16 protein-coding genes are annotated in these 18,941 nt (G+C 70.9%); 13 read left to right on the top strand and 3 right to left on the bottom strand.

Going from position 1 to position 18,941, the window contains the following annotated elements; all coding sequences use genetic code 11:
* Window positions 1-168: 168 nt before the first annotated feature.
* The 4 genes from pheS to ACY34J_RS05700 all read left to right on the top strand — a co-directional run bounded on the left by pheS (window position 169) and on the right by ACY34J_RS05700 (window position 6,008).
* Entirely contained in the window at window positions 169-1,314 is a 1,146-nt protein-coding gene (gene pheS / locus ACY34J_RS05715) for a phenylalanine--tRNA ligase subunit alpha (protein WP_462725570.1), read from the top strand.
* On the top strand, window positions 1,314-3,839 hold the full coding sequence (pheT, locus tag ACY34J_RS05710; protein ID WP_462725571.1) for a phenylalanine--tRNA ligase subunit beta: 2,526 nt from the start codon (window positions 1,314-1,316) through the stop codon (window positions 3,837-3,839). Before pheS ends, pheT begins: the two co-directional genes overlap by 1 nt.
* 326 nt (window positions 3,840-4,165) lie before the next feature.
* Window positions 4,166-5,416: a PP2C family protein-serine/threonine phosphatase gene (locus ACY34J_RS05705; protein WP_462725572.1), complete on the top strand. Its 1,251-nt coding sequence runs from the start codon at window positions 4,166-4,168 to the stop codon at window positions 5,414-5,416.
* A 40-nt stretch (window positions 5,417-5,456) separates the two neighbouring features.
* Window positions 5,457-6,008 (top strand): hypothetical protein, encoded by a 552-nt coding sequence (locus tag ACY34J_RS05700; RefSeq protein ID WP_462725573.1) that lies wholly within the window; start codon window positions 5,457-5,459, stop codon window positions 6,006-6,008.
* 234 nt (window positions 6,009-6,242) lie between these two features.
* Here the strand turns inward: ACY34J_RS05700 and ACY34J_RS05695 are convergent, their stop codons facing one another.
* Window positions 6,243-7,103: a 3-hydroxybutyryl-CoA dehydrogenase gene (locus ACY34J_RS05695; protein ID WP_462725611.1), complete on the bottom strand. Its 861-nt coding sequence runs from the start codon at window positions 7,101-7,103 to the stop codon at window positions 6,243-6,245.
* Between the two features lie 166 nt (window positions 7,104-7,269).
* On the opposite strand from ACY34J_RS05695, the gene ACY34J_RS05690 reads away from it, so the two are divergent.
* Window positions 7,270-8,523: a glycoside hydrolase family 10 protein gene (locus ACY34J_RS05690; protein WP_462725574.1), complete on the top strand. Its 1,254-nt coding sequence runs from the start codon at window positions 7,270-7,272 to the stop codon at window positions 8,521-8,523.
* A gap of 36 nt (window positions 8,524-8,559) precedes the next feature.
* On the opposite strand, the gene ACY34J_RS05685 is transcribed toward ACY34J_RS05690, so the two are convergent.
* Both ACY34J_RS05685 and ACY34J_RS05680 read right to left on the bottom strand, forming a co-directional pair.
* Complete coding sequence (locus ACY34J_RS05685; protein WP_462725575.1) at window positions 8,560-8,763, bottom strand: DUF1918 domain-containing protein; 204 nt, start codon at window positions 8,761-8,763, stop codon at window positions 8,560-8,562.
* 114 nt (window positions 8,764-8,877) lie between these two features.
* A complete protein-coding gene (locus tag ACY34J_RS05680) occupies window positions 8,878-9,780 on the bottom strand; it encodes an SRPBCC family protein (protein WP_462725576.1) in 903 nt (300 codons plus the stop codon).
* 134 nt (window positions 9,781-9,914) lie between these two features.
* Between ACY34J_RS05680 and argC the strand changes: the two genes are divergently transcribed.
* The 8 genes from argC to ACY34J_RS05640 all read left to right on the top strand — a co-directional run bounded on the left by argC (window position 9,915) and on the right by ACY34J_RS05640 (window position 18,899).
* Complete coding sequence (gene argC / locus ACY34J_RS05675) at window positions 9,915-10,940, top strand: N-acetyl-gamma-glutamyl-phosphate reductase (protein WP_462761938.1); 1,026 nt, start codon at window positions 9,915-9,917, stop codon at window positions 10,938-10,940.
* 190 nt (window positions 10,941-11,130) lie between these two features.
* The gene (argJ, locus tag ACY34J_RS05670) at window positions 11,131-12,309 is read left to right on the top strand and encodes a bifunctional glutamate N-acetyltransferase/amino-acid acetyltransferase ArgJ (protein ID WP_462725578.1); all 1,179 of its coding nucleotides are present in this window, start codon (window positions 11,131-11,133) and stop codon (window positions 12,307-12,309) included.
* Window positions 12,306-13,205 (top strand): acetylglutamate kinase, encoded by a 900-nt coding sequence (gene argB, locus ACY34J_RS05665; RefSeq protein ID WP_462725579.1) that lies wholly within the window; start codon window positions 12,306-12,308, stop codon window positions 13,203-13,205. The genes argJ and argB overlap by 4 nt, the downstream gene beginning before the upstream one ends.
* Window positions 13,202-14,395 carry an acetylornithine transaminase gene (locus tag ACY34J_RS05660; RefSeq protein WP_462725580.1) on the top strand — a complete coding sequence of 398 codons (1,194 nt, stop codon included), beginning with the start codon at window positions 13,202-13,204 and terminating at the stop codon, window positions 14,393-14,395. The genes argB and ACY34J_RS05660 overlap by 4 nt, the downstream gene beginning before the upstream one ends.
* The gene (locus ACY34J_RS05655) at window positions 14,392-14,934 is read left to right on the top strand and encodes an arginine repressor (protein ID WP_462725581.1); all 543 of its coding nucleotides are present in this window, start codon (window positions 14,392-14,394) and stop codon (window positions 14,932-14,934) included. The genes ACY34J_RS05660 and ACY34J_RS05655 overlap by 4 nt, the downstream gene beginning before the upstream one ends.
* Window positions 14,935-15,086: 152 nt before the next feature.
* Window positions 15,087-16,280, top strand: coding sequence for an argininosuccinate synthase (locus ACY34J_RS05650; protein ID WP_462725582.1), 1,194 nt, complete (start codon window positions 15,087-15,089; stop codon window positions 16,278-16,280).
* A 100-nt stretch (window positions 16,281-16,380) separates the two neighbouring features.
* Entirely contained in the window at window positions 16,381-17,811 is a 1,431-nt protein-coding gene (gene argH, locus ACY34J_RS05645; RefSeq protein ID WP_462725583.1) for an argininosuccinate lyase, read from the top strand.
* 116 nt (window positions 17,812-17,927) lie between these two features.
* Window positions 17,928-18,899, top strand: a complete 972-nt coding sequence (locus ACY34J_RS05640; RefSeq protein ID WP_462725584.1) for an aldo/keto reductase — start codon at window positions 17,928-17,930, stop codon at window positions 18,897-18,899.
* Window positions 18,900-18,941 lie beyond the last annotated feature (42 nt).

The raw sequence follows: 18,941 nt of genomic DNA, 5'->3' as shown, positions 1-18,941 counted from the left end.
ACCTCCCGCGCCCTTTAGACTCGAGCTTTGGCACCTTTGAGCCTTGTGATCGAGCGGTGCGGATGCTCGGCATCCTTGAAGGCCACACAGGAGCCGAGGCGGAGCGAAGCGCAGCCCTGGGGGCACCTCCCAGCGATAGCTGGGGGACAATCGGAAGCACGGGAAGAGATGTCGGGACCCAACAAGTCGTACGACCCGGTCGAGGTCGAGGCACTGAAACCGGAAGAGATCGCCCGGATGCGGGATGAGGCGCTCGCCGCCATCGCCGCCGCCGGCGACCTCGAGGCCCTGCGCGAGGTCAAGGTCGCGCACACCGGAGACCGCTCGCCGCTCGCTCTCGCCAACCGCGAGATCGGCGCCCTGCCTCCGCACGCCAAGGCCGACGCCGGCAAGCGCGTCGGCGGCGCCCGCGGCGAGGTCAGCCGCGCGCTCAAGGCCCGCCAGGAGGAGCTGGAGGCCGAGCGCGACGCACGCGTGCTGGTCGAGGAGGCAGTGGACGTCACCCTGCCGTACGACCGCACCCCGCCCGGCGCCCGGCACCCGCTGACGACGCTGATGGAGCGCATCGAGGACGTCTTCGTCGCCATGGGGTACGAGGTCGCGGAGGGCCCCGAGGTCGAGGCCGAGTGGTTCAACTTCGACGCCCTGAACATCGCGCCCGACCACCCTGCCCGCACCATGCAGGACACCTTCTTCGTGGCTGGCCCGAAGGGCGCTCGCACCGACGCCGGCTCGGGCGCTGGCGACTCCGGTGTCGTGCTGCGCACCCACACCTCGCCGGTGCAGATCCGCTCCCTGCTCGACCGCGAGCCGCCCGTCTACGTCATCTGCCCGGGCCGTGTCTACCGCACCGATGAGCTGGACGCCACCCATACCCCCGTCTTCCACCAGGTGGAGCTGCTCGCCGTCGACGAGGGCCTGACCATGGCGGATCTCAAGGGCACCCTGGACCACATGGTGCAGGCGCTGTTCGGCGAGGACATGCGCACCCGGCTGCGCCCCTCGTACTTCCCCTTCACCGAGCCGTCCGCCGAGATGGACATGGTGTGCTTCGCCTGCCGTGGCGAGTCCGTGGGCAACCCGGACCGCCCCTGCCGCACCTGCAGCAGCGAGGGCTGGATCGAGCTGGGTGGCTGCGGCATGGTCAATCCGCGGGTGCTGACCGCCTGCGGCGTCGACCCGGAGAAGTACAGCGGATTCGCCTTCGGGTTCGGCATCGAGCGGATGCTGATGTTCCGCCACAACGTCGAGGACATGCGAGACATGGTCGAGGGTGATGTGCGCTTCACCCGGCCGTTCGGGATGGAGATCTGATGCGGGTCCCGCTTTCGTGGCTGCGGGAGTACGTCGAGCTGCCGGCCGGTGAGTCCGGCCGTGACGTCGCGGCGAAGCTGATCGCCGCAGGGCTCGAGGTCGAGACCGTCGAGCAGCTCGGCGCCGACCTCAAAGGCCCCCTGGTCGTCGGCCATGTGCTGGCGATCGAGGAGTTGACGGGCTTCAAGAAGCCGATCCGGTACTGCCAGGTGGACGTCGGCATGGCCAACGGCACCGGGGAGCCGCAGAACATCATCTGCGGCGCCCGGAACTTCGCCGTCGGTGACAAGGTCGTCGTGGCCCTCCCCGGCGCCGTGCTCCCCGGCGACTTCGCGATCTCCGCGCGCAAGACCTACGGCAAGACCTCCGAGGGCATGATCTGTTCGGCCGCCGAACTGAACATGTCCGACGACCACGAGGGCATCATCGTGCTGCCGCCGGAGGCCGAGGTCGGCGCCGACGCCGTCGAACTGCTGGAGCTCGTCGACGAGGTGCTCGACATCGCCGTCACCCCGGACCGCGGCTACTGCCTGTCGGTGCGCGGCGTCGCCCGCGAGACCGCGACCGCCTACGGTCTGCCGCTGCGCGACCCGGCGCTGCTGGATGTGCCCGCGCCCAACAGCTACGGCTACCCCGTCGCCGTCGAGGACCCGGCCGGCTGCGACCGCTTCACCGCCCGTACGATCACGGGGCTCGACCCCATGGCGCGCTCCCCGATCTGGCTGCAGCGCCGCCTCCAGAAGGCGGGCATGCGCCCGATCTCGCTCGCGGTCGACGTCACCAACTATGTGATGCTCGAGCTCGGCCAGCCGCTGCACGCCTACGACCGGACCCGGCTCGACGGGCCGATCGGCGTCCGCCGTGCCAAGCCGGGGGAGAAGCTGATCACGCTCGACAGCGTGATGCGCGACCTCGACGCCGAGGACCTGGTGATCACCGACGACAACGGGCCCATCGGGCTCGCTGGTGTCATGGGCGGGGCCAACACCGAGATCGCCGACCCCGTCGCCGACCCCGAGACCGGTGCGGTCCAGGGCACGACCGAAATCGTCATCGAGGCCGCGCACTTCGACCCGACCGCGATCGCCCGCACCGCCCGCCGCCACAAGCTGTCCTCCGAGGCGTCCCGGCGCTTCGAGCGCGGCGTCGACCCGGAGGCCGCCGCCGCGGCGGCCCAGCGCACCGTCGACCTGCTGGTGCTGCTCGCGGGCGGCACCGCGGAGGCCGGCGTCACCGAGGTCGCCACGCCCAGCGCGCCGCGCACCATCACCATCCGCGCGGACCACCCGGACCGCGTCGCCGGTGTCGACTACGGCCGCGAGACCGTCGTCCGCCGCCTCCAGCAGATCGGCTGCGACGTCGCCGGCGCGGACGAGCTGGTCGTCACCCTGCCCAGCTGGCGGCCCGACCTCACCGACCCCAACGACCTCGCCGAAGAGGTCATCCGGCTCGAGGGGTATGACAACGTCCCCTCGTCCCTGCCGGAGCCGCCCGCCGGACGCGGCCTGACCGACCGGCAGCGGCTGCACCGCCGGGTGGGCCGCGCGCTCGCCGGCGCCGGCTACGTCGAGGCGCTCAACTACCCGTTCCTCGGCGAGGCCGTCTTCGACCAGCTCGGACTGGAGGCGGACGACCCGCGGCGCCGGGTGGTGCGCCTGGCCAACCCGCTGTCGGACACCGAGCCGGCGCTGCGTACGACACTGCTGCCCGGCCTGCTCGCCGCGCTGCGCCGCAACCACGGCCGCGGCGAACACGACCTCGCGCTCTTCGAGACGGGACTGGTGTTCCGGCCGGCCGGTGAGCAGAAGACGGCCGTCCGGCTGCCCGTCGACCGCCGGCCGACCGACGAGGAGATCGCCGAGCTGAACAGCGCGCTGCCCGCCCAGCCGCGCCGCGCCGCCGTCGTCCTCGCCGGACAGCGCGAGCAGGGCGGCTGGTGGGGCGAGGGCCGCCCCGCAACCTGGGCCGACGCCATAGAGGCGGGCCGTGCGGTCGCCCGCGAGGCCGGGGCTGAGCTGATCGTCCGCCAGGACCAGCACGCTCCCTGGCACCCGGGCCGCTGCGCCGCGCTGCTCGCTGCCGTCGACGGCGAGGAGGTGCTGGTCGGCCACGCCGGTGAGCTGCACCCGCGGGTCATCAAGGAGCTCGGGCTGCCGGAGCGCACCAGTGCGATGGAGATCGACCTGGACCGCCTTGAGGAGGCCGGCGGCGGGCCGGTGCAGGCCCCGCACGTGTCCACGTACCCGGTGGCCACCCAGGACGTGGCGCTCGTTGTGGACTCATCCGTCCCGGCGGCCGAGGTGGAGGCGGCGCTGCGCGCCGGTGCCGGTGAACTGCTGGAGTCGCTGCGGCTCTTCGATGTCTTCACCGGCGAGCAGATCGGCGAGGGCAAGAAGTCCCTGGCGTACGCGCTGCGTTTCCGCGCCCCGGACCGCACGCTGACGGTGGAGGAGGCGTCCGCCGCCCGCGATGCGGCGGTGGCGGCTGCCGCCGAACGCACCGGAGCGGTGCTGCGCGGAGCGTGACGCCGGGCGGGCTGGGCGCCCGCCGGCGTGACCTCGTGATGGGGCGCATCCCGGGATTCCCCGGGATGCGCCCCATCTTGCTTTGGGGGACCCGTGCTTCGTGCCGGCTGCTCTCGTCGAGACGGTGGCTGCGGCCGTTCAGGATCCGTACCCAGGCGCAGCCTGGTGCGCCAAGCGGCCGTTTCACTCGTTTCAGTGAAAGACACACGGTCCGTGTCCGGGTGAGTGCGGAGGGTCGCCAGAATCGAGCTGGTCGTCAAGGCCCGCAGCCCGCACATGACCATGGACCCTGCCGACCGCAACAGCCTGCCAGGGGGGTCGTCGGCATGATCCGTACTAGGCCGCGAGGTGAGGCGCGTACCAGCGCTTCCCGTATCTGGCAGTGGTTCGTCTTCGCCCTCCCCGTCCTATGGGTGCTGGGCGTCGTGCTCTGGCAGCTGTTCTGCCCCGCGACCACCCAGTTCGTCCAGCTGCTCGCCGCCGCACCCGCCATAGCGTGCGCCGGCAGCGGCCGCCGCCAGTGCGTCGTGCTGGGCGGACTCTGCGCCCTGTTCGCCCTCGTCCCGCTGGGCGTCGTCGATCGCGACCACGGCGCCGGAACCCGGATCGCCACCTCGTGCGTCATCGTCACCGTGGTCGCGGCCAGCTGTCTCACCTCGGGCCGCAGACTCCTGCTGCTCCGGGAACTGGAGCGGGTCCGCGAGGTGGCGGCCGCTACACAGGAGGTGCTGCTGCGCCCGCTCCCGCGGAAGTTGGACGGCCTGGCCGTGGCGGCGGGGCACCTGTCCGCGACCCGGGGCGCCTCCATGGGCGGCGATCTGTACGAGGCGCTGCCCACCCCGTACGGCGTGCGGTTCGTCATCGGAGACGTGCGCGGGCACGGGCTTTCGGCCATCGGCGCCGTCGCCGCGGTGCTCGGCAGCTTCCGGGAGGCCGCCCATGACGAGCCCGAACTCGCAGGCGTGCTACGGCGCTTGGAGCGGGCGCTGCAGCGGCATCTGCGGGAGCGGTCACGGCAAGAGCACCTGTCGGCGTCCTGCGGCCATCCGGAGAACCCGCACGGGGAGGAGTTCGTGACCGTCCTGCTGCTGGAAGTGCGCGAGGGCGGTGATGTCGCCGCACTCAACTGCGGGCATCCATGGCCGTATCACCTGTCCGCGCGGCCCGAAGGAGGGGCGCGGGCCGTCCCGGTCGCGGCCGACGATCCGCTGCCGCCGCTCGGACCGTTTCCGCTGCCCGCGAAGCTGCCGGAGGTGCACGGCCCGCGTCTGCTGCGCGGCGAAGCGCTCTGCCTGCACACCGATGGCGCGGAGGAGGCCCGCGACGCGGCGGGGGAGTTCTTCCCGCTGGCCCCCGCCCTCGCGGCCGCCGCATCCGGCAGCGCCGACGCGCACGGCGGCGTCATCCCTCAGGTGGTGGTCGACGGCGTGTACGCGGCTCTGCGGGACCACACCGGCGGCCGCTTCACCGACGATGTCGCGCTGGTGGTGCTTCGCAACGACCGGCAGCAGCTGCCCGGGCAGTCGGGCGGCCGCTCCCCGGAGTGCCATACCGCCGATTCGTCCTGCTCTTGGTAGGCATAGTGAGATATCGCCCGAGCCTGAGGAGAGCGCACACATGCCGACAGCGACCGGACACGGCAGCTTCCGCGCGCTCCCGGCGGCCGGGGCGGAACTGCTCGCCGTCATCGGACCGGGCGGTTCCGGGCGTAGCTCTCTGCTGCATGCCCTTGGCCAGCGGTGGGCTGGGCGGCCTGTCGTCAGCAGGGAGGCGTCCAGCGCCGACGCCAGGGGGAGCGTCGCTGTCGTCCGTACACCGCGCGAAGTCCCAGACCGTGCGGACCAGTTGTTGCTCGCACTGGCCGCCGCCCTCACCAAGGCCCCCCAAGCCGTCGTGGTCGACTCCGCTGACGACGGGCTCGACGCCGGCGGCCGCCGCCGGGTCTGGGCGCGGCTGCGCGGAGTCGCCGACTCCGGTACCACGGTCGTCGCCGCCTGCCGATCGGCCGAGACGGCCGGGGCGTACGCGCACCGGACCGTACTGCTGCCGCACCGCGGCGGACTGGGCGGCAACCCGCACCGCCCCGGCCACCACCACCCCTCCGGGCACCAACGCCCCCAGCGGAGCGCGCCGTTCGACCCCGGCGTGCCGAGCGGTCCATTACGTTGATTCCGCCGGGCACACTCGGAGGGCACGATGGAACCCAACACCCTGCTCGACGCCCTTCTCGACGAGGTGGGCTGTCAAGTCTCCGGTGGGCCATCTCGGCCGCCGCGGCAGCGGACGATGTCGCGGCGCGGGGCCGCGGTCTTCCCCCCTCCCGGACCGGCGGCCCACCGCCCCGTTCGCATGGTCATGGTGAACGGGGCGGCGCCGTGCACACCCGGCCCAGCCCGGTCGGGGCTACTCGTAGAGGTAGAAGCCGGAGCCGGTCTTGCGGCCCAGCCGGCCGGCGTCGACCATCCGCTGCAGCAGCGGGGGAGCGGCGTACAGCGGCTCCTTGAACTCCTCGTACATCGATTGGGCCACCGAGGCGACGGTGTCCAGGCCGATCAGATCGGAGAGCTTGAGCGGACCCATGGGGTGGGCGCAGCCCAGCTCCATGCCGTTGTCGATGTCCTCACGGCTGGCGATGCCCGACTCGAACATCCGGATCGCCGAGAGCAGATACGGGATGAGGAGGGCGTTGACGATGAAACCGGAGCGGTCCTGCGCCCGGATCGCGTGCTTGCCGAGCATGCTGGTGACCAGCGCCTCGGCTCGCTCGAGGGTCTTCTCGGATGTGGTCAGCGCCGGGATCAGCTCGACCAGCCGCTGCACCGGCGCCGGGTTGAAGAAGTGGATGCCGACGACCTGGTCGGGCCGGGAAGTGGCCACGGCCAGTTTGACCAGCGGGATGGAGGAGGTGTTGGAGGCGAGGACCGCGTCCGGGCGGGTCACGACCTGGTCCAGGATCTGGAAGATCTCGGTCTTGACCTGTTCGTTCTCGACGACGGCCTCGATGACCAGATCACGGTCGGCGAACTCCCCCAGGTCGGTGGTGAAGCTCAGCCGCTTCACCGTCGCGTCGCGCTCCTCTTCGGTGATCTTGCCGCGTTCGGCGGCCTTGTCCAGGGAGCTCGTCAAGCGGGTCCGGCCGAACTCCAGGGCCTCGCCGGTGGTCTCCGCGACCATGACCTCCAGGCCGGAACGGGCGCACACCTCGGCGATGCCGGCGCCCATCTGGCCGCAGCCCACCACTCCGACGCGTTCGATGTCGGTCACATCGTGCCTTTCGCTGTTCTTCGTCGACCGGCGGGCGGCCCCGTAGTGATCCGTCGCACCGCCTGCCTCGGCCACGACGTTACTCCGCGGTGCGGGATGGAGAAGGGGTCGGGGCGGGCATGCTGTGCCCAAACGGCGGGACGGGCTCACAGGGGAGGGGCGACAAATGAGACGTATCACCCGAAGAAGCTTCGCCGTGGGGGCGGCAGGGGCGCTGTCCGGGATGCTCGGGGCGGACACCGCGGTCGCGGACGGGGGACCGGACGGAGGCCGGTGCAGGCGGCAGTTCCGAGGCATGTGGCTGGCGACAGTGGCCAATCGCGACTGGCCCTCGAAGCCGGGACTTCCCGTCGCCCAGCAGCAGGCGGAGCTGACCGGCCTTCTCGACACCGCGGCCGACCGTCGGCTGAACGCGGTCGTGTTCCAGGTCCGGCCGACGGCGGACGCACTGTGGCCCTCGCCATACGAGCCCTGGGCGCAGTATCTGACCGGCGAGCAGGGCAAGGATCCGGGCTGGGACCCGCTCGGCTTCGCGGTGCGTGAGGCCCACCGGCGCGGGCTGGAACTGCACGCCTGGTTCAACCCGTACCGCATCGCCAACCACGCCGACCCCATGCGGCTGGTCCCCCAGCATCCCGCGCGCGTGCACCCGGACTGGGTCGTGCGGTACGGCGGCAAGCTCTACTACAACCCGGGGCTGCCTGAGGTGCGGCGCTTCGTGCAGCAGGCGATGCTCGACGCCGTGTACCGCTACGACGTCGACGCCGTGCACTGGGACGACTACTTCTACCCGTATCCGGTCGCCGGTCAGGTCTTCGACGACGACGCCGCGTACGCCGCCCATGGCGCGGGCTTTCCCGGCCGGGCCGCATGGCGACGGGACAACATCGACCGCCTGGTGCGCGAGGCGGCCGAGCGGGTCAGGAAGATCCGGCCGCGGGTGCGGTTCGGCATCAGCCCGTTCGCGGTCTGGCGCAACCGCGCCACCGACCCCATCGGCTCCGACACCCGCCCCGGTGTGCAGACCTACGACGACCTGTACGCCGACACCCGGCGGTGGGTGCGTGAGGCCTGGATCGACTACATCGTCCCGCAGGTCTACTGGAACATCGGATTCGCGGTCGCCGACTATGCCAAGCTCGTGCCCTGGTGGGCGGACGTCGTGGCCGGCACGGGAGTGGATCTCTACATCGGCGAGGCGCTGTACAAGGCGGGCGACCCGGCGCAGCCCGCCGCCTGGCAGGATCCGGCCGAGCTCTCCCGCCATCTCACGTTCGACCGGGACTTTCCGCAGGTGCGCGGCAATGTCTACTTCTCGGCGAAGGAAGTGGCCGTCGACCGGATCGGAGCCATGGCGCGGGTCGTGGCCGACCACTACCCGACTCGGGTGCGGCCGCCCCACGACCCGCGCGGTGCGTAATCGAGATACCTGACCGGAGTGCGCCCGGAGCTCTGCCTACTTGAAGCCTGGCTTTTCCTTGTGCCGCACCACCGAGTCGGGGCCGGGTGACACCACGGCCTCGTGTCCGTCGTCCTTGAAGCGCACGCGGTACGGCGGCTCGTCGTTGTCCCCCAAGACCTCGAGGATTTCTGCTTCCCGGTCGGCATGTCCGACGGTCCTGCCGTGGACCACCAGCTTGTCGCCCTTTTTCGCCTTCATCTGGGGTGACCTCCCCTTCGGGGATATTGCGCCTTTTCGCGGTGAACGCGGCGCTCCGTCCTCGTAAAAGTCTATGTCCGCACTGGGTTCGCGCACCCTGTGTGTATGTCCGGGTCAAGGTTCCGGTGCTCGCAACTGCTCCGCCAGCAGGTCGGTCCGGGTCCGCCAGACGGCCAGCGCGGTGGGGCGGGCGTCGGCAAGCTCATTGGGGCCCGTTTGGGTGAGCAGAAGGCGGGCGCCGTGGCCGGTTCCCGGCGACAGCTCCCACCGGACCTGGCCGCCTCGCCCCGTACCGTCGTCCGCGTGCCAGTCGTAAGCGAGCAGGTTCGGCGCCTGGACCTCGGTGATGGCACCGGCCGGAAGGCAGTCGCTGGCGAACGCGGACGGCACCGGGCCGCCCGGCCGCGGCTCGGCCGGCCCCGAGGAGCTCAGCAGGTCCCACACCGCCTCGACCGGCCGCGTCAGCTGCCGCTCGAAGCGTACGCGCCAGCCGTCCTCGGTCTCCTCGACGGCGCCCGCGCCGAGCCCGAACTCCTCGACGTACCGGTCGTGCAGCTCGGCCGACGGGGGTGAGATCTCGACCGGTGTGCCGGCCACCACCATCTCCAGCGCATCGAGGCAGACCTGCCAGCCGCTGGCATAGCTCGCTGCCGCCGGACGGTCGTCGAAGGTGTGGCTGAAGGTCAGCAGGCAGCCGTCGGCGTCATGGCGCAGCGCGAGCCGCACCAGGTCCTCGCTCTCGCGCGGCATTCCTTCCGGGGCAACCTCGCTGAAGGCGAAGAGCCGGGGCGGCTCGTAGGCGACGACCACCGCGTCCATGGTGGTTCCCCGCCCGGCGTCGAACAGGATCCGCCCGCCCACCCGCGGTTGCAGCTCCACGGCCCGGAAGGGGTACCACCGGCTGAGCAGGTCCGGGTCGGAGATCGCAGGCCAGACCTCCTCCGGCGGGTGCGGCAGTGTCCGTTCCAGCCGCAGCGCGGAACGCCCGTCCTCGGTGGTGCTCAAGGTCTCGTGCATGACTGCTCCTCGCGGTCGGTGCGTCCCGGCGGGCCCCGTACCCGTCAGGTGCCGTGAGGTGCGGGCATGAAACGTCATTGCATAAAGCTGCTATCGACCGTATAGTCATGCCATACCGGAGGAGGGTTTCGAGAGTGATACGAGCAGCAGTGGCGGGAGCAAGCGGATACGCGGGCGGAGAGCTGCTGCGTCTGCTCCTGGCGCACCCCGAGGTCCGGCTCGGCACACTGACGGGGAACTCCAACGCGGGCCAGCGGCTCGGCGCACTGCAGCCGCACCTGCTGCCGCTCGCCGACCAGGTGCTCGCGCCGACCACCGCCGATGCGCTCGCAGGCCACGACGTCGTGTTTCTCGCGCTGCCGCACGGGCAGTCCGCCGCCGTCGCCGAGGAGCTCGGCGATGACGTGCTGATCGTCGACTGCGGTGCGGACTTCCGGCTCAAGGACGCGGGGGACTGGGAGCGGTTCTACGGCTCCCCGCACGCGGGCACCTGGCCGTACGGCCTCCCCGAGCTGCCCGGGGCTCGCGATGCGCTGCAGGGGTCCAAGCGCATCGCGGTCCCAGGCTGCTACCCGACCGCCGTCAGCCTTGCGCTGTTCCCGGCGTACGCGGCCGGGCTCGCCGAGCCGGAGGCCGTGATCGTCGCCGCGTCCGGCACCTCGGGCGCCGGCAAGACGCCCAAGCCGCATCTGCTGGGCAGCGAGGTCATGGGCTCGATGAGCCCGTACGGTGTCGGCGGCGGCCACCGGCACACGCCCGAGATGGTGCAGAACCTGTCGGCCGTGGCCGGGGAGCGGGTCTCGGTGTCCTTCACCCCCACCCTCGCCCCGATGCCGCGCGGCATCCTGGCGACCTGCACGGCCAAGGCGAAGCCCTGGGTTACGGCGCCACAGGTGCGTGAGGCGTACGCGAAGGCGCTCGCCGCGGAACCGTTCATTCGTCTGTTGCCCGAGGGCCAGTGGCCGGCCACCGCCGCGGTGTACGGATCGAACGCCGCACAGCTCCAGGTCGCCTACGACGAGGCCGCCGGGCGCATCATCGCCATCAGCGCCATCGACAACCTCACCAAGGGCACCGCGGGTGCCGCGGTGCAGAGCATGAACGTCGCCCTCGGACTGCCCGAGGAGCTGGGACTGTCCACGGTCGGAGTCGCTCCGTGAGCAGGGGGGCACTCCCCCTGGCTTCGCCGGGGGAGGCCGCCCCCCTGGGCCTGACGGCCCGGGTGGTACCCCCAGGGGGAATGTGCACGGCCACCGGCCTGAAGACGACGATGACCGCGGATACGTGCTGCGCAAGCGGAGATGGCAGCAGCCTCAGTCCGAAGGCTGTGGGAGAGAACAAGGAGGCTCAGTGAGCGTCACGGCAGCACAGGGGTTCACGGCAGCGGGCATCGCCGCCGGGATCAAGGAGAACGGCAACCCGGATCTGGCGCTCGTCGTCAACAACGGGCCGCGCCTGGCGGCTGCGGGCGTCTTCACCTCCAACCGCGTCAAGGCCGCTCCGGTCCTGTGGTCCGAGCAGGTCCTCAAGGGCGGACAGGTCTCGGCCGTCGTGCTCAACTCCGGCGGTGCGAACGCCTGCACCGGCCCGCTCGGCTTCCAGGACACCCACGCCACCGCCGAGAAGGCCGCCGAGGTACTGGGGCACAACGCCGCCGAGATCGCTGTGGCGTCCACCGGCCTGATCGGCATACGCCTTCCGATGGACAAGCTTCTGCCAGGCGTCGAGAAGGCCGCGGCCGAACTCTCCGCACACGGCGGTGAGAAGGCCGCCATCGCCATCAAGACCACCGACACCGTGCACAAGACCGCCGTGGCACAGGGAGGGGGGTCCCCCCGGCCCGAGGCTGGGGGAGGCTGGACGGTCGGCGGCATGGCCAAGGGCGCGGGCATGCTCGCCCCCGGACTGGCCACCATGCTCGTCGTCCTGACCACCGACGCCGACGTCGAGGCCACGGATCTGGACCGGGCACTGCGCGCCGCGACCCGTACGACCTTCGACCGGGTCGACTCCGACGGCTGCATGTCCACCAATGACACCGTGCTGCTGCTCGCCTCCGGCGCTTCCGGGATCACCCCGGCGTACGAGGAGTTCGCCGAGGCGGTACGGACCGTCTGCGACGACCTGGCCCGCCAGCTGATCGGAGACGCCGAGGGCGCCTCCAAGGACATCCGCATCGAGGTGATCAACGCTGCGAGCGAGGACGACGCCGTCGAGGTCGGCCGCTCCATCGCCCGCAACAACCTCCTCAAGTGCGCGATTCACGGCGAGGACCCCAACTGGGGCCGGGTGCTCTCCGCGATCGGCACCACCTCCGCCGCCTTCGAGCCCGACCAGCTCAACGTCGCCATCAACGACGTCTGGGTGTGCAAGAACGGCTCGGTGGGCGAGGACCGGGAGCTGGTGGACATGCGCTACCGCGAGGTACGGATCACCGCCGACCTGGCCGCGGGCAGCGAATCCGCTGTCATCTGGGCCAATGACCTGACCGCCGACTACGTCCACGAGAACAGCGCATACAGCTCATGAGCACACGCAAGCACACCGCCCTACCGAAGGCCCAGACGTTGATCGAGGCGCTTCCGTGGCTGACCCGCCACCACGGCAAGACGGTCGTCATCAAGTTCGGCGGCAACGCCATGGTCGACGAGGAGCTGAAGGCCGCCTTCGCCCAGGACGTCGTCTTCCTGCGGCACGCCGGCCTCAAGCCCGTGGTCGTCCACGGCGGGGGCCCGCAGATCAGCGCCCAGCTCGACAGGCATGGCCTGGTCTCGGAGTTCAAGGCCGGGCTGCGTGTGACGACGCCCGAGGCCATGGACGTCGTACGGATGGTGCTGGCCGGCCAGGTGCAGCGGGAGCTGGTCAATCTGCTCAACCAGCACGGGCCGCTGGCGGTCGGCCTGACCGGCGAGGACGCCCACACCATCACCGCCACCCAGCATCTGCCGGTGATCGACGGGGAGGCCGTGGACATCGGCCGGGTGGGCGAGGTCACGGAGATAGACACCGGCGCCATCGAGGCGCTGCTGGCAGACGGCCGGATCCCGGTCATCTCCTCGATCGCACGCAGCGCCGACGACGGCCATGTCTACAACGTCAACGCGGACACGGCGGCGGCCGCACTCGCCGCGGCGCTGGGCGCGGAGACGCTGATGGTCCTCACGGATGTGGAGGGCCTGTACGAGGACTGGCCGAACAGCGACGACGTCATCAGCCGGCTCACCGCCAGCGAACTGGAGAAGCTGCTGCCGGATCTCTCCAGCGGCATGGTCCCCAAGATGCAGGGCTGCCTGTACGCCGTGCGCAATGGCGTCACCACCGCCCGCGTGATCGACGGGCGGGTCCAGCACTCGATTCTGCTGGAGATCTTCACGGACGAGGGGATCGGCACGATGGTCGTGCCGGACGCGAAGGGGGACGTATGAGCAACCAGGAGCTGACCTCGCGCTGGCAGGGCGCCATGATGAACAACTTCGGCACCCCGCGGATCCCGCTCGTCCGGGGCGAGGGCGCCAAGGTGTGGGACGCGGACGGGAAGAGTTACGTCGACTTCCTGGGCGGTATCGCGGTCAACGCCCTCGGCCATGCCCACCCTGCCGTCATCGAGGCCGTCACCGCCCAGCTGGCCACGCTCGGCCACGTCTCCAACCTCTTCATCGCCGAGCCGACCGTCGCCCTCGCCGAACGTATCCTCCAGCTCCTCGGGCGCCCCGGCCGTGTCTACTTCTCCAACTCCGGTGCCGAGGCCGTCGAGGCAGCCTTCAAGATCGGCAGGCTCACGGGCCGTACGCACATGGTGGCCACCCTCGGCGGCTTCCACGGCCGCACCATGGGCGCCCTGGCCCTGACCGGCCAGCCGAAGAAGCAGGACCCCTTCCTGCCGCTGCCGGGCGAGGTCACGCATGTTCCGTTCGGAGATGTGGACGCGCTGCGCGCCGCCGTCACGACCGACACGGCGCTGGTGGTCGTCGAGCCGATCCAGGGCGAGAACGGCGTGGTCGTGCCCCCGCCGGGCTACCTCCAGGCGGCACGGGAGATCACCAGCGCCACCGGCACCCTCCTCGTACTCGACGAGATCCAGACGGGCATCGGGCGCACCGGTCACTGGATCGAGTCCCAGGCGCAGGGCGTTGAGGCCGACATCGTCACCCTTGCCAAGGGCCTGGGCGGCGGCCTTCCCATCGGCGCGACCGTCGCCTTCGGCCCGGCCGCCGAGCTGCTCGTCCCCGGCGCGCATGGCTCGACCTTCAGCGGCAACCCGGTGGTGTGCGCCGCGTCCCTCGCCGTTCTCGACACCATCGCCGCCGACGGGATCCTCGATCACGTCAAGCGCCAGGGTGAGAAGCTTCGGCACGGCATCGAGTCCATCGGGCACCCGCTGGTGGATCATGTGCGCGGCGCCGGCCTGCTGCTGGGTATCGTGCTCACCGAGCCCCTCTCGCCGCGGGTGCAGCAGGCGGCTCAGGACGCGGGATTCCTGGTGAACGCCGCCGTGCCGGACGTGGTGCGGCTCGCTCCGCCGCTGATCATCGGTGATGACGAGGTGGAATCGTTCCTCCGGGCGTTCCCGGCCGTCCTCGAGGCCGCAGATGGGAAACGACGATCCGGAGAATGACGACGATGATGCAGGACGCCGCCGAGCACGGCGGCCCGGCCGTGCCGCACACTCGTACCGCCCGCCACCGCCGGATTGTCGACATCCTCAACCGGCAGCCGGTGCGGTCGCAGAGCCAGCTGGCGAAGCTGCTCTCCGACGATGGGCTCTCCGTCACCCAGGCGACGCTCTCCCGGGACCTCGACGAGCTGGGTGCGGTGAAGATCCGCAACACCGGTGGCGAACTGATCTACGCGGTCCCGTCCGAGGGCGGGGACCGTACGCCCCGGGCACCCCTGGGCGAGTCGGCGAGCGAGGCCCGGATGGCCCGGCTGGCCGGTGAACTGCTCATCTCGGCCGAGGCGTCGGCGAATCTGGTCGTCCTGCGGACCCCGCCCGGCGCCGCGCAGTTCTTCGCATCGGCCATCGACGCGGCGGAGGTGCACGAGATCATCGGGACCATCGCCGGGGACGACACCCTGCTGCTGATCAGCCGGGATCCGCACGGCGGCCAGGCGCTGGCCGACCACCTGCTGCGGCTGGCACAGAAGTCCCGCTGAGACTCACGAAAACGCCGAAACGGAGGCGGGGGCGCGAAGGCGCTCCCGCCGCTGGCATCTGTGCCGCCTCACGCCCCCCAAGCGGGATTGACGAAACATACGGCGGAGTGCATAGTTATACCCATCAGCGTGTGCATCGTAAGGAGAGACCTGTGACCGAGCGCGTCGTACTCGCCTACTCGGGCGGCCTGGACACCTCCGTCTGCATCGGCTGGATCGCCGAGGAGACGGGCGCCGAGGTCATCGCCGTTGCCGTGGACGTCGGCCAGGGCGGCGAGGACCTGGACGTCATCCGCAAGCGCGCGCTCGCCTGCGGTGCCGTCGAGGCGGAGGTCGCCGACGCCAAGGACGAGTTCGCCGACGAGTACTGCCTCCCGGCGATCAAGGCCAATGCTCTGTACATGGACCGCTATCCGCTGGTCTCGGCGCTCTCCCGGCCGGCGATCGTCAAGCACCTCGTCGCCGCCGCCAAGAAGCACGGCGCCACCACCGTCGCCCACGGCTGCACCGGCAAGGGCAACGACCAGGTGCGGTTCGAGGCCGGTATCTCCTCCCTCGCCCCCGACCTGAAGTGCATCGCCCCGGTCCGGGACTACGCGATGACCCGGGACAAGGCCATCGCCTTCGCCGAGAAGGCGAACCTCCCGATCGCGACCACCAAGAAGTCCCCGTACTCCATCGACCAGAACGTCTTCGGGCGGGCGGTCGAGACCGGCTTCCTCGAGGACATCTGGAACGGTCCGATCGAGGACATCTACGAGTACACCGAGAACCCGGCCACCCCGCGGGACGCCGACGAGGTGATCATCACCTTCAAGGCAGGCGTTCCGGTCGCCATCGACGGCAAGCCGGTCACCGTCCTGCAGGCCATCCAGCAGCTGAACGAGCGGGCGGGCGCCCAGGGCATCGGCCGGATCGACATGGTCGAGGACCGGCTGGTCGGCATCAAGTCCCGCGAGGTGTACGAGGCTCCCGGCGCCATCGCGCTGATCAGCGCCCACCAGGAGCTGGAGAGCGTCACCGTCGAGCGCGAGCTGGCCCGCTACAAGCGGCAGGTCGAGCAGCGGTGGGGCGAGCTGGTCTACGACGGCCTGTGGTTCTCGCCGCTCAAGCGGGCCCTGGACGGCTTCATCAACGAGGCCAACCAGCACGTCTCCGGCGACATCCGGATGACTCTGCACGGCGGCCGGGCCGTGGTCACCGGTCGGCGCTCGGAGGAGTCGCTGTACGACTTCAACCTCGCGACATACGACACGGGGGACACGTTCGACCAGTCGCTGTCGAAGGGGTTCATCGAGATCTTCGGCATGTCGAGCAAGATTGCCGCCAAGCGCGACCTGGCGTAACGCGCCACCCGGCCCTGGCCGGGTAGCCTTCCCCTCCCTGTCTTCCCCAGCGGGGGAGGGCGGGGAGGGGCATCTCAACAACCCATGAGGAGCACAGCAAGTGAGCAACGGCAGCAGCGACGACGTCCGGCTGTGGGGCGGCCGCTTCGCCGACGGACCGTCCGAGGCGCTGGCCAAGCTGTCGGCGTCGGTCCACTTCGACTGGCGGCTCGCGCCGTACGACATCGCCGGCTCCCGGGCGCACGCGCGCGTGCTGCACCAGGCCGGGCTCCTCACCGCCGACGAGCTGGAGCGGATGCTGGCCGGGCTCGACCAGCTGGAGTCCGACGTCGCCGACGGCTCGTTCACCGGCACCATCGCCGACGAGGACGTGCACACCGCGCTCGAGCGGGGGCTGCTGGAGCGGCTCGGCCCCGAGCTGGGCGGCAAGCTGCGTGCCGGCCGGTCCCGCAACGACCAGGTCGCGACCCTGTTCCGGATGTACCTGCGCGACCACGCCCGCATCATCGGCGGACTGATCGCCGACCTCCAGGAGGCGCTGATCGGCCTGGCCGAGGCCCACCCGGATGTCGCGATGCCGGGCCGTACGCACCTCCAGCACGCCCAGCCCGTCCTGTTCGCCCACCATGTCCTCGCCCATGTGCACGCGCTGAGCCGGGACGCGGAACGGCTGCGCCAGTGGGACGAGCGCACCGCCGTGTCCCCGTACGGCTCCGGCGCGCTCGCAGGCTCCTCGCTCGGCCTGGACCCCGAGGCGGTGGCGAAGGAGCTCGGCTTCGAGCGGGGTTCGTCGGGCAACTCCATCGACGGCACGGCCTCCCGCGACTTCGTCGCCGAGTTCGCTTTCATCACCGCGATGATCGGCGTCGACCTCTCCCGGCTCGCTGAGGAGATCATCATCTGGAACACGAAGGAGTTCTCCTTCGTGACCCTCCACGACGCCTTCTCCACGGGCTCGTCGATCATGCCGCAGAAGAAGAACCCGGACATCGCCGAGCTCGCGCGCGGCAAGTCGGGCCGTCTCATCGGCAACCTCACCGGGCTGCTGGCGACCCTGAAGGCGCTGCCGCTCGCGTACAACCGGGATCTGCAGGAGGACAAGGAGCCGGTCTTTGACTCCTGCGACACGCTCGAGGTCCTGCTGCCCGCCTTCACCGGCATGATGGCCACGCTGACGGTGAACCGTGAGCGCATGGAGGAACTGGCTCCGGCGGGCTTCTCGCTCGCCACCGACATCGCCGAGTGGCTGGTCAAGCAGGGCGTGCCGTTCCGGGTCGCGCATGAGGTGGCCGGCGAGTGCGTCAAGGAGTGCGAGGCCCACGGCATCGAGCTCGACCAGCTCACGGACGAGCAGTTCGCGAAGATCTCCCCGCATCTGACGCCTGAGGTCCGTACGGTCCTCAATGTGCCGGGCGCGCTCGCCTCGCGCAGCGGCCGCGGTGGAACGGCCCCGTCCGCGGTGGCCGTTCAGCTCGCCGAGGTCAAGCAGGACCTGGCCACCCAGTACGCCTGGGCCCGCGCCAAGAGCTGACCGCACAGACCGGCGGCGCTGTGACGGGTTCCCGCATCTGCCCTGAGACCCGGGGGCAGAGCGGGGACGGATACGGTGGATGATCCATCAGCCGTTCGACGCGCAGGGGTTCCGTCATGGCGCTCGCCCGCCTCGCAGAAGCCGCCACTCCCACGGCCCGCATCGGGCTCGGCCTGGCCGCCGTTGGCCGACCCGGGTACATCAACCTCGGCCGGGAGCGGGATCTTCCGGCCGAGCGCACGGTCGACGCGATGCGCGAGCGCGCGCACGAGTTGCTGGATGCGGCGTACGCACACGGCGTGCGCTACGTCGACGCGGCGCGCTCGTACGGCCGGTCGGAGGAGTTTCTCGCCGACTGGCTGCGGCGCCGCCCCGACGCTCAGGACGTGGTCGTCGGCAGCAAGTGGGGCTACACCTACACGGCGGACTGGCGTACGGACGCCGATGTGCACGAGGTCAAGGACCACAGCGTCGCGACGTACGAGCCTCAGTACGCCGAGACCCGTCAACTGCTGGGCGAGCGGCTCGATCTGTATCAGATTCACTCGGTCACCAGGGACAGTCCGGCCCTTACCGACACCGGGCTCCACCGGCGGCTGGCGCGCCTCGCCGAGGAGGGCGTGACCATCGGCCTGTCCACCAGCGGCCCTGCTCAGGCCGATGCGATTCGCTCGGCCCTGGAGATCACGGTGGACGGCAGGCCGCTGTTCGGCAGTGTGCAGGCGACGTACAACCTGTTGGAGACCTCGGCCGAGGCCGCGCTCGCCGAGGCACATGAGGCGGGCCTGTGGGTCATCGTCAAGGAGGGCATGGCCAATGGCCGCCTCGCCGCCGCGGACACCCCGCCGGTGGTGCGCCGGGTGGCTGAGGAGACCGGTGTCGGCCCTGACGCCATCGCCCTCGCGGCCGTCCTGCACCGGCCCTGGGTCGGCACTGTGCTCTCCGGAGCGGCCACCACCGGTCAGCTTGTCTCCAATTTCGCCGCCGCCGGCGTCCGACTCGACGACCAGCAGCTCGATGCCATGGCAAGCCTCGCCGAGGAGCCCGCGGCGTACTGGCGGCACCGCTCGCGTCTGCCCTGGACCTGAGGCTTTCCTCGCGCCTGCCCGCCCTCCCGGGAGGCAGCGCGG

This window comes from Streptomyces sp. HSS9-12, assembly GCF_054963655.1.
Note: the sequence above shows the minus strand (reverse complement) of the source record. Positions and strands in the feature narration are given on the sequence as shown.

Coding starts and splice junctions, on each gene's coding strand:
- pheS (WP_462725570.1), top strand. CDS start 169: ATGTCGGGACCCAACAAGTCGTACGACCCGGTCGAGGTCGAGGCACTG.
- pheT (WP_462725571.1), top strand. CDS start 1,314: ATGCGGGTCCCGCTTTCGTGGCTGCGGGAGTACGTCGAGCTGCCGGCC.
- ACY34J_RS05705 (WP_462725572.1), top strand. CDS start 4,166: ATGATCCGTACTAGGCCGCGAGGTGAGGCGCGTACCAGCGCTTCCCGT.
- ACY34J_RS05700 (WP_462725573.1), top strand. CDS start 5,457: ATGCCGACAGCGACCGGACACGGCAGCTTCCGCGCGCTCCCGGCGGCC.
- ACY34J_RS05690 (WP_462725574.1), top strand. CDS start 7,270: ATGAGACGTATCACCCGAAGAAGCTTCGCCGTGGGGGCGGCAGGGGCG.
- ACY34J_RS05685 (WP_462725575.1), bottom strand. CDS start 8,763: ATGAAGGCGAAAAAGGGCGACAAGCTGGTGGTCCACGGCAGGACCGTC.
- ACY34J_RS05680 (WP_462725576.1), bottom strand. CDS start 9,780: ATGCACGAGACCTTGAGCACCACCGAGGACGGGCGTTCCGCGCTGCGG.
- argB (WP_462725579.1), top strand. CDS start 12,306: ATGAGCACACGCAAGCACACCGCCCTACCGAAGGCCCAGACGTTGATC.
- ACY34J_RS05660 (WP_462725580.1), top strand. CDS start 13,202: ATGAGCAACCAGGAGCTGACCTCGCGCTGGCAGGGCGCCATGATGAAC.
- ACY34J_RS05655 (WP_462725581.1), top strand. CDS start 14,392: ATGACGACGATGATGCAGGACGCCGCCGAGCACGGCGGCCCGGCCGTG.
- ACY34J_RS05640 (WP_462725584.1), top strand. CDS start 17,928: ATGGCGCTCGCCCGCCTCGCAGAAGCCGCCACTCCCACGGCCCGCATC.